Annotated in this window: 13 protein-coding genes; 10 read left to right on the top strand and 3 right to left on the bottom strand. The window is 49.5% G+C overall.

Going from position 1 to position 13,146, the window contains the following annotated elements:
• The 4 genes from J7L64_03305 to J7L64_03290 all read left to right on the top strand — a co-directional run.
• On the top strand, positions 1-1,265 hold a 1,265-nt coding region (locus J7L64_03305; GenBank protein MCD6451382.1), incomplete at its 5' end, for a hypothetical protein.
• A gap of 9 nt (positions 1,266-1,274) precedes the next feature.
• On the top strand, positions 1,275-1,454 hold the full coding sequence (locus tag J7L64_03300) for a hypothetical protein (protein MCD6451381.1): 180 nt from the start codon (positions 1,275-1,277) through the stop codon (positions 1,452-1,454).
• Positions 1,455-1,471: 17 nt separating this feature from the next.
• Positions 1,472-2,986, top strand: a complete 1,515-nt coding sequence (locus J7L64_03295) for a hypothetical protein (GenBank protein ID MCD6451380.1) — start codon at positions 1,472-1,474, stop codon at positions 2,984-2,986.
• Positions 2,987-3,052: 66 nt separating this feature from the next.
• On the top strand, positions 3,053-5,134 hold the full coding sequence (locus J7L64_03290) for a glycosyltransferase family 39 protein (protein MCD6451379.1): 2,082 nt from the start codon (positions 3,053-3,055) through the stop codon (positions 5,132-5,134).
• On the opposite strand, the gene J7L64_03285 is transcribed toward J7L64_03290, so the two are convergent.
• Positions 5,135-5,830, bottom strand: coding sequence for a zf-HC2 domain-containing protein (locus J7L64_03285; protein ID MCD6451378.1), 696 nt, complete (start codon positions 5,828-5,830; stop codon positions 5,135-5,137).
• Between the two features lie 12 nt (positions 5,831-5,842).
• Positions 5,843-6,439, bottom strand: a complete 597-nt coding sequence (locus J7L64_03280) for a sigma-70 family RNA polymerase sigma factor (GenBank protein MCD6451377.1) — start codon at positions 6,437-6,439, stop codon at positions 5,843-5,845.
• Between the two features lie 289 nt (positions 6,440-6,728).
• Between J7L64_03280 and J7L64_03275 the strand changes: the two genes are divergently transcribed.
• Complete coding sequence (locus tag J7L64_03275; GenBank protein ID MCD6451376.1) at positions 6,729-7,460, top strand: outer membrane beta-barrel protein; 732 nt, start codon at positions 6,729-6,731, stop codon at positions 7,458-7,460.
• A gap of 68 nt (positions 7,461-7,528) precedes the next feature.
• Positions 7,529-8,236: a hypothetical protein gene (locus J7L64_03270; protein MCD6451375.1), complete on the top strand. Its 708-nt coding sequence runs from the start codon at positions 7,529-7,531 to the stop codon at positions 8,234-8,236.
• On the opposite strand, the gene galU is transcribed toward J7L64_03270, so the two are convergent.
• The gene (gene galU, locus J7L64_03265) at positions 8,233-9,096 is read right to left on the bottom strand and encodes a UTP--glucose-1-phosphate uridylyltransferase GalU (protein ID MCD6451374.1); all 864 of its coding nucleotides are present in this window, start codon (positions 9,094-9,096) and stop codon (positions 8,233-8,235) included. The two genes, J7L64_03270 and galU, sit on opposite strands and share 4 nt — an antisense overlap.
• Positions 9,097-9,222: 126 nt before the next feature.
• Between galU and fsa the strand changes: the two genes are divergently transcribed.
• The 4 genes from fsa to J7L64_03245 all read left to right on the top strand — a co-directional run bounded on the left by fsa (position 9,223) and on the right by J7L64_03245 (position 13,145).
• Complete coding sequence (gene fsa / locus J7L64_03260) at positions 9,223-9,870, top strand: fructose-6-phosphate aldolase (protein ID MCD6451373.1); 648 nt, start codon at positions 9,223-9,225, stop codon at positions 9,868-9,870.
• Positions 9,871-10,010: 140 nt separating this feature from the next.
• Positions 10,011-11,522, top strand: a complete 1,512-nt coding sequence (locus J7L64_03255) for a DegQ family serine endoprotease (GenBank protein MCD6451372.1) — start codon at positions 10,011-10,013, stop codon at positions 11,520-11,522.
• Positions 11,523-11,657: 135 nt separating this feature from the next.
• Positions 11,658-12,461 (top strand): AmmeMemoRadiSam system protein B, encoded by an 804-nt coding sequence (gene amrB / locus J7L64_03250; protein MCD6451371.1) that lies wholly within the window; start codon positions 11,658-11,660, stop codon positions 12,459-12,461.
• Between the two features lie 66 nt (positions 12,462-12,527).
• Positions 12,528-13,145: a dTMP kinase gene (locus J7L64_03245; GenBank protein MCD6451370.1), complete on the top strand. Its 618-nt coding sequence runs from the start codon at positions 12,528-12,530 to the stop codon at positions 13,143-13,145.
• Position 13,146 lies beyond the last annotated feature (1 nt).

The following is a 13,146-nucleotide window of genomic DNA, read 5'->3' as shown; positions in this document are numbered from 1 at the left end:
CCTACGGTGTGGGGAGGGGTGAGGAGATCGAAATATTAAAGGAGATCCGCTTCCCCCATTCTCTCGGTCTTCTTTATTCCGCCTTCACTTATTACCTTGGCTTCAAGGTGAACTCCGCTGAATACAAAGTAATGGGGCTCGCTCCTTATGGTAAGCCACGCTACTACGATAAGATAATGGAACTGATCGAACTTAGGGATGACGGAAGCTTCAAACTCGATATGCACTATTTCGCCTACGACTATGGCTTGAGGATGATATCGAAGCAGTTTGAAGAGCTATTCGGCTCACCACCAAGGGAACCGGAATCTCCCTTAGAGGAGCGACATATGGACATCGCCGCGAGTATCCAGAAGGTGACCGAGGACATCCTTCTAAAAATGGTGGATCACCTCCATCGGGAAACGGGTTTGCCCAACCTCTGTATGGCGGGTGGGGTGGCGTTGAACTGCGTGGCAAATGGCAGGATTCTCCGTCAATCACCCTTTTCATCGCTGTTCATCCAGCCGGCGGCGGGTGACGCTGGCGGGGCAGTGGGGGCAGCACTTTTCGTTTACAGCTCAATCCTAAAAAAGGGAAGGAGTAAGCCATGGCATCACCCCTATTATGGACCCGCCTTCAGCCGAGCGGAGATAAGGGACTTTCTCGATAGGGAAAAGGTACCCTACCGCGAACTTGCTGATGATGAGCTTATCGAAGAAACGGCTAAGCTACTCGCCGATGGTAAGCTCGTCGCCTGGTTTCAGGGAAGAATGGAGTTTGGTCCTCGGGCGCTGGGAAATAGAAGCATCTTAGCCGATCCCCGTGATCCCGATATGAAGGAAAAACTCAACAAAAGGGTGAAATTCCGGGAATGGTTCCGTCCCTTTGCCCCTTCAGTGCTTATAGATGATGCTTCTGACTACTTCGATATCGAGGGCGAAAGCCCGTTTATGCTGCTTACTGCCCAGGTGAAAAAGCCCACCGAGGTTCCAGCAATAACCCACATCGACGGCTCGTCAAGACTTCATACAGTACGCTATGAGGATAACCCTCGCTACTTCAAACTAATATCCGCCTTCAAGAGACTGACCGGATGCCCTGTGATCCTTAATACATCGCTCAATGTTCGGGGAGAACCGATAGTTTGCACCCCCTCCGACGCTTACTCCTGCCTCAGGAGAACGGGGCTTGACTATTTGGTAATGGAGAATTTCATTATCGATAAAAGGGATGTACCTCCGCTTCCCTATGAGGAATGGCGGAAGGAAATCCCCCTTGACTGAGAGGAGATTATGGGAATTATAAAGGGGATAAAAAGAAAGATATACTCCCTCTCCGAGCTCTGGGCTTTCCTCAAGCAACGGAAACGCTTCTGGCTTCTTCCTATTATTATCCTGTTGCTACTCGTCGCTGCTCTTATCATCTTTACCGAGAGCTCGGCGCTTGCTCCACTCATCTACACCCTATTTTAGTCTGTTGCGATCTTGAAATGGCGGAAGGGAAACGCAAGGAACTCATCATAGGAAGCCTCCTTACCCTTTTCTCTATCCTTTTCTTCTTCGGTTTAGCAGAAATAGGGACGAGGCTCTTCTGGCATCCAAAACTTCGGAAAAAGATCGACCGGTTCATCTATCTAAAGAGCAAAAATAAGCGGCTGGGATATACCTTAAAGCCGAATTCCCGCTACCTTATGGGAAACGGTATTCGGGTTTACATAAATTCGCTCGGCTTGCGGGATAGGGAATACGAGATAAAAAAAGAATTTTCTGGCTTAAGGATAATCACTATAGGCGACTCCATAACCTTTGGTTGGGGGGTAAGTATTTCGGATACTTTCCCCAAGGTGCTTGAGGAGAAGCTCTCCGACAACCCATTTGAACTACCCATCGAGGTAATAAATGCCGGGATAAACGGGTACAACCTCACCCAATACTATGAGCTCCTTAAACTCCTTTATCCTATACTAAAACCGAAGGTAGCCATAATTGCTATCTGTATGGACAACGACTTTGACGGTGCCCGTTCCTATTACTTCGGTAACGGTTTCATCGCTTCGCAGAGGGTATATTCTCTCCACTCAGAGGGGGTAAACCTGAAGCCCCCTCCATTTATAGTGAGGAAGAGCAGATTCCTCCAATTTCTTCTCTCCCGAGTTAGGAAAGGAAAACCAGAAAGAAGAGGAGAAAGGAATAAAGAGGCAACCTTTATTCCAGAAAAGAAGCTCTATGCCCCCCTCGATGCAAACGACCCCATATACCGCGAAGCAAAAAAGGAAATGCAGGGGATGGCTAAGATGGCTGCGGATAGGGGAATTAAATTGGTCTTCGTCCTCATCCCCAGTCTCGCCCAGATATATTACGACGATTTATCGATTAAACCTCAGCAAATAATTGAAGGGTTCGCCAAGGAATTTGATATAGAGGTGCTCGATCTCTATCCGGTACTCAAAGCATGGCATAAGAGAACCGGGGAAAACCCCTTCCTCGATTACTTCCACCCAAAAGCGAAGATACACCGATTGATCGCCGACGAGATCCAAACATTCCTCTTACGGAAGGATATCCTCAGCCTTCCCAAAAACAAAATACCAACAACCGTTGACATCGGAGGAGAAGATGGCTTTTTTATCGTCTCTGGTCTCTCCGCCAAGGAAAGAGGTGCTGGGGTAAACTTCCGCTGGGGGGTGGGAGAGGAATCGCACATCCTCCTTTACTCGCCGAAGGAGAAGGGGACCTTACACCTCAGGTGCTATCCCTTCCTCCCTAAGAAGGGGAGAAGACAGAAGATAACCGTTATCGTAAATGGGAAATATAGTGGAAACATCACTCTCGTTTCTAAGCCGGGATTTAGGGACTATACCCTCCCTCTAACGCCGGGGCTTCTCCGTCCTGGGTTTAACAGCATTACCTTCTATTATGCCTATTCCTCTTCACCCAAGGAGAATGGGTTGGGGGATGACCCGCGGAAGCTTTCCGTCTGCTTCGACGCCATTGGAATAAGATAAGCTGGTTGAACCTTTGCCCTCACTCGGCTAACATTAAGGGGAAAGCTACATCTTGGGGAGGGGAAAATGAAGAGATTCTCTCTGGTAATAAAGATCAGTTTGTTAATCATCGGCGGTTTATTTCTATTTTCTACCCTCGGCGGTCCCTACCTGGAAAAGGTGCCATCGCTATCCTTCCTTTATCGATGTTATTTCCTCACTGTCTTAGTCCTCTCGGCTTTCCTCCTCATCATCTTCTTAAACCCCAAGGGCGCCTTCTTCGGGAAAAGGGGGGAGCATTCCTTCTTTAGGATCCGGGATAGGAATATATTTCTCCTCATACTCCTCTTCTCTGTACTCATCGCCATCACCGCTACTACCACTGGGGGGCACATTGGTGCCGACGGTATGTACTACTACTCTTATGTTCGCTCAATGTTCATTGATCACGATCTTCACTTCGACAACGAATACCAGATATTCGGAATAGCTGACAGACCCTATCTCAAATGGCGCTCCCCAACGGGACACCTGAGAAACATCTATGCCTTTGGACCCGCCTTCCTCTGGATCCCCTTCTTCCTCCTCGGAATGGGGGTGGCTAAATTCCTCGCCCTTCTTGGGGCGGTAGTGCCTCTGGACGGTTTTAGCTATCCCTATGCCATGGGGGTACATTTAGGAAGCCTCACCTACGGCTTTTTCGGCATCCTTCTCATCTACGAAGTGCTGAAGGATTTCTTCGAGAAAAAGACCGCTATCATCACCGCCTTCGCCCTCACCCTGGGCACCCAGATATTCTGGTACCTGGTAGGACAGCCACATATGCCCCACGCCTGCTCCCTGTTTGCGGTAACCCTCTTCCTCTACCTCTGGTATCGGGGACGGGGGAGGCGGAGCTTCAAAAATTGGCTACTTATGGGGATCGCTGGTGGTCTGATGACGATGGTCCGCTACCAGACCGGATTCTTTATGATCGTCCCGGCTATCGATTCTCTTCTTTATTATTTTGAGTACCTCAAAAGAAGGGAGTTTGTCGCTACCAAGAAGCTCTTTTGGGGAAATCTCATTTTTTTGGGTGGTTTCCTCCTTGGGGCCTCCCCCCAGATGATCGTGTGGAAGATAATTTACGGCGTCCCTTATATCGGCAACCCCTATGGCGGGAGCTTCCTCCGTTGGGGGTCCCCCCGGGTGCTCGAGGTACTCTTTTCCTCCCGGCATGGGCTCCTCTCCTGGACACCACTTATATATCTCGCCTTGATTGGCATCTTCCTCTTTTACCCCCGAGATAGAAAATTAACCCTTCTCCTCGCCATTCCCTTCCTTGGAATGCTTTGGGTGAACTCCGCTGCCACCAATTGGTGGGCTGGTGGCTCCTTCGGCGACAGGCGATTTATCTGTTCATCCCTCTTCTTCGCCATTGGCCTCGCTTCCTTTATCGAAGCTCTAATCAGGTTTATCAGGAAGAGATCTACCGAGATTGCCTTTACCATCATCGTTCTTTTTATGCTCTCGAACATACTCCTTGCCACCCTCTTCGCCACCTTTGTGATCCCACGGGAAAGCTCCGTCTCCTTCTCCTTCCTCGCGGGAAGAAAGATCGGTCTCCTCTATCGGTTCATCGGTTACCCCTTCTCATTCCCGTTAACTCTTTATTTCTCCCTGAAGACAGGGCTCTCACCAGCAAGGTGTGATCTCCTCTTCGGAAACTGGCTCCTACAGCCGGGAAAACGCTTTGGAAGAGCACGGATAGACTTCGGAAAGAACGACCGAATATTCCTCGGCGATGGCTGGTCATACCCAGAACGCTGGGACGGAAAGATCCCCTTCCGCTGGTCTTGCGGAGAAAAATCAACCTTATTCTTCTACCTTGATAAGGGAGAACCTCTACAAATGGTGGTGAACGCTGCTCCCTTCGTCCATCCTAAAATGCCGAAGCAAATGCTCTTTATCAGCGTGAACGGGAAGAAATTACCCCCTATCACCTTAGCTGAAGGGTTTAATAACTATGCATTTAATCTAGGGGAAGGGATATTCCATTATGGGATAAACCGGGTGGATTTCACCTATAAATGGGTCTCCTCCCCGAAAGAGCTTGGAATGAGCGAAGACAAAAGGAGAATAGCGGTCGCCTTCAACTTCCTCGAGCTCGCCCGAAAGGGAAGGAAGTGATCAGCGGGGAGGTTTACCCGAGGTTTTCAGGACATACTTCATAAGCTCCTTCGTCCGCTGGTAATTCAACAAGGAGCGCTGATCGAGATAGCTCAGCCCTTCCCCAAAGTAGGCGAGATCAGCTCTCCTTCTTTCATCGATCTGATCAAGTAGCTCATCGAACGCTTGAGCAAGATCCTCCCTCTGCGCTTGATCCTGCTTGAGAAGAAGGTTATTCACCGTAGCCAAGGTCTCCTCCTGTGCCGCCCTTATCGCCTGATAGATCTCTTCACGATCGGCAGGAGTGAGCGTTTTTATCTTGGCTTTGGGAAAGAGCGCGGTCGAAAGGTGAAACTTACCCTTCTCATAACTCACCTCGAGATTGACGAGTGAAGCGACAACGAGAAAAGCGAAAAGAAAAATAAAGGAAACGCTCACTCCTTTAACTACCGGGGAAAGCCGAGAAAAGAAGGAACGAACCGAGGAGAAAAAGGACTCCTTCGAGGACGCGAGGAAGATAAGGCGATATGGTGGCTCAACATCCTCCCACTTTCCAAGAAGCTCCCTAACTGAGGAAAGGCGAGAAAGGGCATCGCGACAGGAAGCACACTCCTCAAGATGAGCTTTTAACTCCTTCTCCTTCTCGGGCGAGAGCTCACCGTAGAGGAATTCGATCAGCTCGTTTTGGAAATCTTTATGCTCTTTATCCTTCATCATACCCCCAACCCCCTATAGCAAAAGGGATTTTTTATCTCCCCCATTTAAACTTGCAATGATCCCCGCCAAGTTAGAAAGCCCAAGATAAAGGCGGGACTTAACCGTACTCAAGGGACAGCCAACGATCTCGGCGATCTCTGAAAACTTAAGCCCCTGGTACTCCTTGAGGAGGACCACCAATTTCTGCTCCTCGGGAAGCAGAGCGAGCGCCTTTCTAAGCAAGGCAACCACCTCCTTCCGCTGAACCTCCTCTTCAGGAGGAAGAAGGGAATCCGTTCCTTTTCCATCACCTTCCTCAAGCCTTTTCCCCTCCGGCGTCTCTAAGGAGATGAACCTTTTACCCCTTCTTCTCCGGAGGTGGCTTCTCGACTGGTTTATCGCGATCTGATAGAGCCAGGAGGAGAACTTCGCCCTCTTCTTAAACCGGCCAAGGTTCTGGTAAACCTTAAGGAACACCTCCTGGCATACATCCTTCGCCTCCTCAACATCGCCAAGCAAGCGGAGGACAAGGTTATAAACCGGCTTCTCCCACCTTCTTAAAAGCTGGTTGAAGCTCGCCTCGTCTCCAGAAAGGAACCTATCTACTAAAACTTCGTCCCGCTCTTCCACCGATCTCCGGATTATAAGTCTTCTATTATTTAGATGCCAAAACAATAAGAAAAGACGAAAATTTATCACCTTAGGATTTCCATCCTACCGCAATCCTAAACGAAAGAAAACAATAAAAATTAAGGGCTAAGATGTATAAATAAGAAACCAAACGGTGTCCTCTATTGAGGACAAAACCTCCCATTATCCACCCTCCATAAAATTAACTTGCGGTTCATAAATAACTTGCAAAAGATGTCTTTGTGGCATACCATTTGCTTTATACTCTGTAAGGAAGGAGGTAAGAAAAATGAAAGGGAAAAAATATATAGGAATTGTCCTCCTCATCCTCTTCGCTATCGCCATAGCGGCATTCCCAAGGGAACACCAAATAAGGAGATACAGAAGACCCCCACGCTTCGGGATGAAAAATGCAATTACTGTAAAGCTGGGCTACTTTATGCCTGCTGGAGAAAGCGATCTCTGGGAGTACAATTCCGAACTCCTCACCGTCTCTCCCTCGGATTTCAACGATTTCTCCCTCGAGGTGGAGTTCTCCTCGATGGCGGGACGCTTTGCGGAATTCGCCCTCGGCTTCGGCTATTACCAAGCAACCCACTACTCCTCCTACCGAGACTATGTCGACTCCGAGGGAAATCCCATCGAACAGCAACTTTCCTTAAGAATCATCCCTATAACCTTCACCTTCAAGGGATTACCTTTGGGAAGAAAAAGGGGGATGAGTGTCATTCCCTACCTTGGCGCTGGCTTCGGCATCTACTTCTGGCGCTATGAGGAGGTCGGTGACTACATCGACTTCACCGATATGACCATTTGGCCTACCGCCTTTGAATCCCCTGGGTCCGATCTCGGCTTCCACCTCGTTGCCGGTGCGGAAATTCCAGTAACCAATCAGGTTGGGGTGATTATCGAGATAAAGAAGACCTACCTCAAGGGAAAGCTCTCGAGCGACTTCGTTGGCTTTGAGAGGTTCGACCTGGGAGGTCTCGCCCTCAACTTTGGCGCTTCTTATCGCTTTTAAGGCTCTTTAAGAACTGGTTGCCAAAGGGAGGTAAGAAAGAGTAAAATAACGAGGAGAAAGGGATAGTCGTGATAAAAAAAGGGCTGTTCATAATCTTTCTCCTCGTTATTGGGGGAACAAGTTTGCTCGCCTTCCCTCTTCCCCGGAGTAAGAACAGAAGAGGACTAAAACATACATTCCTCATTAAGGCGGATTATTTCCCGGCGAGTGATCTTGCCAATCTACTCGAGTATCACTCAGAAGAACTCGCAGGGACAATTTCCATATCCTCCCCTTTCGGGATGGAGTTTGAATTCTCCTCTATGGTGGGACAACACTTCGAACTCGCTACGGGCTTTGGCTATTACCGGCAAACCGCCACCGCCTCGGCTACCATCTTTTCGGGGATAGCGGAAAGGATAGAGGGAAAAGGTACTTTCGAGACCATTCCCCTTACTTTTACCATCAAACTCCTTCCTTTAGGAAGGAAGAGGGAATACCTGCTAATCCCCTACCTCGGCGGTGGCATAGGGGGTTATCTCGGACTGATCAAAGTGGAGGCATCGTCTACTACTTCTAACATCAAGCTCTCCCTTGGAACATATACCGGTGAGCTTGCATGGCACCTCACAGGCGGGATAGAGTTTGCCTTTAGTAAAAGATTCGGCGTTCTCGCTGAGGTCAAAGGAATATTCCCCTTTTTCTTCATAGCTCCTGAAGTGGAGGAAATAGAAGAAATGGAGGCTCTAAAATTCAAGGGGTTCCTAATAAGCTTCGGGCTTGCCTACCATTTCTAAAGATCGAGGCTCTTTAGGTATTCCCGGAATTCCTTCCCTAAGTCGGTTCTCCTCAAGGCATACTCCACCGTGGCTTTGAGGAAGCCGACCTTATTTCCCGCATCGTAGCGGATGCCCTGGAAGCGATAAGCGTATATCCTCTGTTTCTTGAGGAGAAGGCGAAGCCCAGTGGTCAGTTGAAGCTCTCCGGTATGATCCACCTCGATATGGGCGAGCTCATCGAATATCTCCGGGGTAAGGATATAACGTCCCACGATAGCCAGATTTGAGGGGGCTTTCGAGGGAGGAGGCTTTTCCACCAGATCCTCCACCTGGTACAGACCAGGGGAAAGCTCTTTCCCCGCTATTATTCCGTATTTCTCAACCTCATCCTCCGGAACCTCCTGAATGGCGATAACCGCTCCTTGAACCTCCTCAAACACCTCGACGAGCTGTCTGGTACAGGGAACTTCGGAATAGATGATATCGTCGGCGAAAAGCACGGCAAAAGGTTCCCTTCCCACCAAATTTTTGGCGAGATAAACCGCATGCCCTACTCCCAGTGCTTGCTTCTGGCGGATATAAGCGATCTCAGCAAGTTCCGATATCTCCCTTACCTGAGAGAGCATCTTCTCCTTCCCCCGTTCCTTCAGGGTTTCCTCAAGCTCATAGGATATGTCAAAGTGGTCCTCAATAGCGTTTTTCCCTCGACCAGTGATAATGATGATATCCTTTATCCCCGAAGCAACCACTTCCTCCACCCCATATTGGATGAGAGGTTTATCCACAATGGGAAGCATTTCCTTAGGCTGTGCCTTCGTCGCCGGGAGGAACCTCGTCCCCAAACCCGCTGCCGGAAAAACCGCCTTCCGCACCTTCATCTTCTCCTCCTTGCTTCTTCTTATTTTTAAAAATTATATCAGAGATAAAGGGTTAAATCTACCCCCCCGCCTGTACTTATGGTAAGATAAAGAAAAAGTTCATTCAGTAAAAAGGGGGATGAAATTATGAAATTCTTCATCGATACCGCTAAGATAGATGAGATAAAAGAAGCATTGAAGATGGGGTTAGTCGACGGGGTCACTACCAATCCCTCCCTCCTTTACAAGGCGGGAGGAGAACCGCGGGAGGTACTTGCAGAGATCTGCCGTTTAGTACCTGGTCCGGTAAGTGCCGAGGTGATTAGCAGAGATGCTGAGGGGATGCTCTCCGAGGCGAGGGAGCTCGCTAAGATCGCCGATAACATCGTAATAAAGGTACCTATCATCCGCGAAGGGGTAAAGGCGGTGAAGATGATGAGCGCAGAGGGGATAAAGACCAATGTCACCCTTGTCTTCTCGCCGCTTCAGGCATTAATCGCAGCGAAAGCAGGTGCCACCTTCGTCAGCCCGTTCGTGGGAAGGCTCGACGATATAAGCAGTTTCGGAATGGATCTCGTCCGAGATATTGTCACCATCTACGAAAACTACGGCTTCGAGACGGAGATAATCGTGGCAAGTGTGCGCCACCCGATGCATGTGGTAGAAGCGGCGCTCGCCGGTGCTCACATCGCCACCATCCCCTTTGCCGTGATCGAGAAGCTACTTGCCCACCCCCTTACCGACATCGGGCTCAAACGATTCCTCGATGATTGGGAAAAACTGAGGGGGAAATAAGATATCTCCCCGCCCCCGCTTGCTTTTTATTTCGGCGGGGGCTACATTTTTTGTGGATAAACCTTTTCTTAAAGCGTCTAAATTAATGAGGAGATTGAGAAATGCCATAGGATACGAATTAGATAAAAAGGAGGAAGATTATGAAAACGAATAAAAAGATCGTTGTGCTCGCCCTCATCTTCGGAGGGGTAGGGCTTGTTCTTGGAATTTTGCTTACCTCTTCACTCAACTGCGACAATAAATCATACGCTGGGACGAAGGGGGGAAATCTCTCCTTAGCCGATTATCCACCCCTCACCCCTTCTGCCGGTAATGATCCCAGTCCTCTTTTCACCCGGGTAGCGAAGCTGGTGATTCCCTCAGTAGTTACCCTTTCTACTGAGAAGGTGGTTAAGGTTCCTAAAGAGAGCCCCTTTTTTGAAAACCCCTTTAAGGACTTCTTTGGAGACGAGTTCTTCCGCCAATTCTTCGGATCACCACCTGGAGGGGAGCTAAGACAACGGGCGCTCGGCTCCGGGGTCATCGTCACCAAAGACGGTTATATTCTAACCAATAACCATGTGGTGGAAGGGGCGGACAAGATAACCGTTACCTTAGCCGATGATCGCCAATTCCCGGCGAAGCTTATCGGAAGGGACCCAAAGACCGATGTTGCAGTGGTCAAGATAGAAGGAAAGAACCTCCCTGCAGCGAGACTGGGCGACTCCGATAAGATCGAGGTGGGCGAATGGGTTCTCGCCATCGGCAGTCCTTTTAGTAAGGAACTAAAGAACACGGTTACTGCGGGGATAATCAGCGCTAAGGGACGTTCCAATGTAGGTCTCGCCAAGTACGAGGATTTCATCCAAACCGACGCTGCCATCAATCCAGGGAATTCCGGCGGTGCTTTAGTCAATATGAGGGGTGAGGTCATCGGGATCAACACCGCCATCGAGACGAGGACGGGAACCTTCGCTGGCATTGGCCTTGCTATCCCGATAAATATGGCGAAGGCGGTGATGGAGCAACTCATCACCAAGGGTAAGGTGGTCCGGGGCTACCTCGGAGTCACCATCCAGACGATCGATGCCACTATGGCAAAGGCTCTCAAGCTTTCTCGTCCAGGAGGGGTGATCGTCGCCAGTGTCGTTCCCGATAGCCCAGCGGATAAAGCCGGCTTTAAGCGGGGCGATATCATCCTCGAGATGAACGGGAAACCGATAAAGGGGGCTACCGAACTCTCGATAAAGGTGGCGAAAACCGCCCCCGGAACCAAGGTAAGTTTCACCGTACTTAGGGGAAAGAAAAAACTCACTCTCACTGCTCGATTAGAGGAGCTTCCCGGTGAAGAGGTATCCGCCAAGCCATCGCCTGAGGTATCCTCCGAGTTGGGGATAAAGGTACAGACCTTGACACCGGAGCTTGCGAGGAGGCTCGGCTATACTGGAGAAGAGGGAGTAGTGGTAACCGAGGTCCGTCCTGGGAGTATCGCTTATTATCAGGGGATAAGGCGGGGAGACCTGATAAAGGAGATAAACCGTATCCCCATCCGTTCAGTGCGTGATTACAAACGAGTGATGCGGAAAGTGAAACCAGGAGATACCATCCTCATCCTTTTAAGGAGGGGTGATACAACCGTTTATCTCGCCATCGAGCTTCCGAGCAAGAAGTAGCATAAAAAACACTTACAAGGAGACTGGGCGGGGGAAGAACCCCGCCCCTTATTTTTGTTGATTAGAAGAGCCCTTTAAGCTACATTAAATCTAAAGAGAACCGATGACTAAAGGTTCCCTTCAAGGAGGAAAAGGATGATTAGGAAGCCAGCGGTAGCAGGGCGCTTCTACCCGGCAAACCCTAAAGAACTGGAAAGGATGCTTGCAGATTTCATCGCCCCGGATAAGGAAAAGATAAAGGCAAAGGCGGTAGTCTCGCCTCATGCGGGCTACATCTACTCGGGAGGAGTAGCGGGAGCGGTACTCTCCGAGGTAGAGATACCGAGAAGGATAATCATCTTGGGACCGAACCACACCGGTTACGGGGCACAAGCAGCGATAATGACCAGCGGAAGTTGGGAGCTACCATTCGGCGAGGTGAAGATAGACGATGAGCTTGCCACCTCCATCCTTGAGAAATCAAATACCCTCTCTCAGGATGTGGAAGCGCATCTCTACGAACACTCCCTCGAGGTCCAGGTTCCGTTCCTCCAATATCTGAGGAAGGACATCTCCATCGTCCCCATAGTGCTTGCCACCCATGACTACAACAAATTGGAGAATATAGGTGAGGCGATAGCAGAAGCGATAACGGAAAGCAAGGAGGAGACTTTGATCGTGGCAAGTAGCGATATGACCCATTACGAGGACCAAAAAAGCGCCGAGCAGAAGGACAAGCTGGCGATAAAGGAGATACTGGCACTCTCCCCAAGAAAACTTCTCGATACGGTGATCTCCTATAACATCACTATGTGCGGCGTTGCTCCAGTAGTATCTGCGATCATAGCGGCAAAAAGGCTGGGAGCGGAAAACGCCCGCTTGGTAAAATATGCTACCTCAGGGGATGTAAACCGGGATTACTCCCAAGTGGTGGGATATGCCGGGATAATAATCTGGTAATGAGGGGAAAACTTAGAGGGGAGGAGACCTTTTCCCCTCTTATTTTTTATGCTACTATAAGTTAGGATGAAAAAAGGGAAGCTTATTACCTTTGAAGGAATAGAGGGATCGGGAAAGACAACCCAGCTTACTCTTCTCTCAACTAAGCTCAAGAGGGAGGGGGTTAAGGTGGTAGAAACAAAGGAGCCAGGAGGAACCAAGCTGGGCGCGAAGATAAGAGAGCTCTTACTCGAGGGGGATCTTTCCGAAATCGACCCTAAGGCAGAACTCCTCCTCTTCCTCGCTGATAGAAGAGAACATCTTCGGTCGGTAATCCTCCCCGCTCTTTCTCAGGGAGCAATCGTACTCTCAGATAGGTTCATCGATTCCACCATCGCCTACCAAGGATATGGGCGAGGGCTCGCCTTAGAGTTGGTAACAAAAGCACTCATCCTCTTCGATGAGGATATCACACCCGATCTCACCCTCCTTTTCGACCTTCTTCCAGAAACATCCCTTGCCCGAGTTAGCTCCGAGGCAATCAAAAGTTTTGAGAAGGAACCACTCGCCTTCCATAAACGGGTGAGAGAAGGTTATCTCGAGTTGGCAAAAAGATATCCCGAGCGGATAAAGATCATCCCTGGAGATCTACCGGTGGAAGAGGTGGCAAAGCGGGTCGAGAAGGAGGTAAGGAAGATACTTTAAA

The sequence above is a fragment of the Acidobacteriota bacterium genome, from assembly GCA_021161905.1.
Classification (GTDB): domain Bacteria; phylum Acidobacteriota; class B3-B38; order Guanabaribacteriales; family JAGGZT01; genus JAGGZT01.
The sequence above is the reverse complement of the archived record's forward strand: the minus strand, read 5'-3'. Positions and strand labels throughout refer to the sequence as shown.

Excerpts from the sequence above, each read along its gene's own strand:
- J7L64_03245 (MCD6451370.1), top strand. The coding sequence starts at position 12,528 with ATGAAAAAAGGGAAGCTTATTACCTTTGAAGGAATAGAGGGATCGGGA.
- amrB (MCD6451371.1), top strand. The coding sequence starts at position 11,658 with ATGATTAGGAAGCCAGCGGTAGCAGGGCGCTTCTACCCGGCAAACCCT.
- fsa (MCD6451373.1), top strand. The coding sequence starts at position 9,223 with ATGAAATTCTTCATCGATACCGCTAAGATAGATGAGATAAAAGAAGCA.
- J7L64_03295 (MCD6451380.1), top strand. The coding sequence starts at position 1,472 with ATGGCGGAAGGGAAACGCAAGGAACTCATCATAGGAAGCCTCCTTACC.
- J7L64_03275 (MCD6451376.1), top strand. The coding sequence starts at position 6,729 with ATGAAAGGGAAAAAATATATAGGAATTGTCCTCCTCATCCTCTTCGCT.
- J7L64_03290 (MCD6451379.1), top strand. The coding sequence starts at position 3,053 with ATGAAGAGATTCTCTCTGGTAATAAAGATCAGTTTGTTAATCATCGGC.
- J7L64_03285 (MCD6451378.1), bottom strand. The coding sequence starts at position 5,830 with ATGATGAAGGATAAAGAGCATAAAGATTTCCAAAACGAGCTGATCGAA.
- J7L64_03255 (MCD6451372.1), top strand. The coding sequence starts at position 10,011 with ATGAAAACGAATAAAAAGATCGTTGTGCTCGCCCTCATCTTCGGAGGG.
- galU (MCD6451374.1), bottom strand. The coding sequence starts at position 9,096 with ATGAAGGTGCGGAAGGCGGTTTTTCCGGCAGCGGGTTTGGGGACGAGG.
- J7L64_03300 (MCD6451381.1), top strand. The coding sequence starts at position 1,275 with ATGGGAATTATAAAGGGGATAAAAAGAAAGATATACTCCCTCTCCGAG.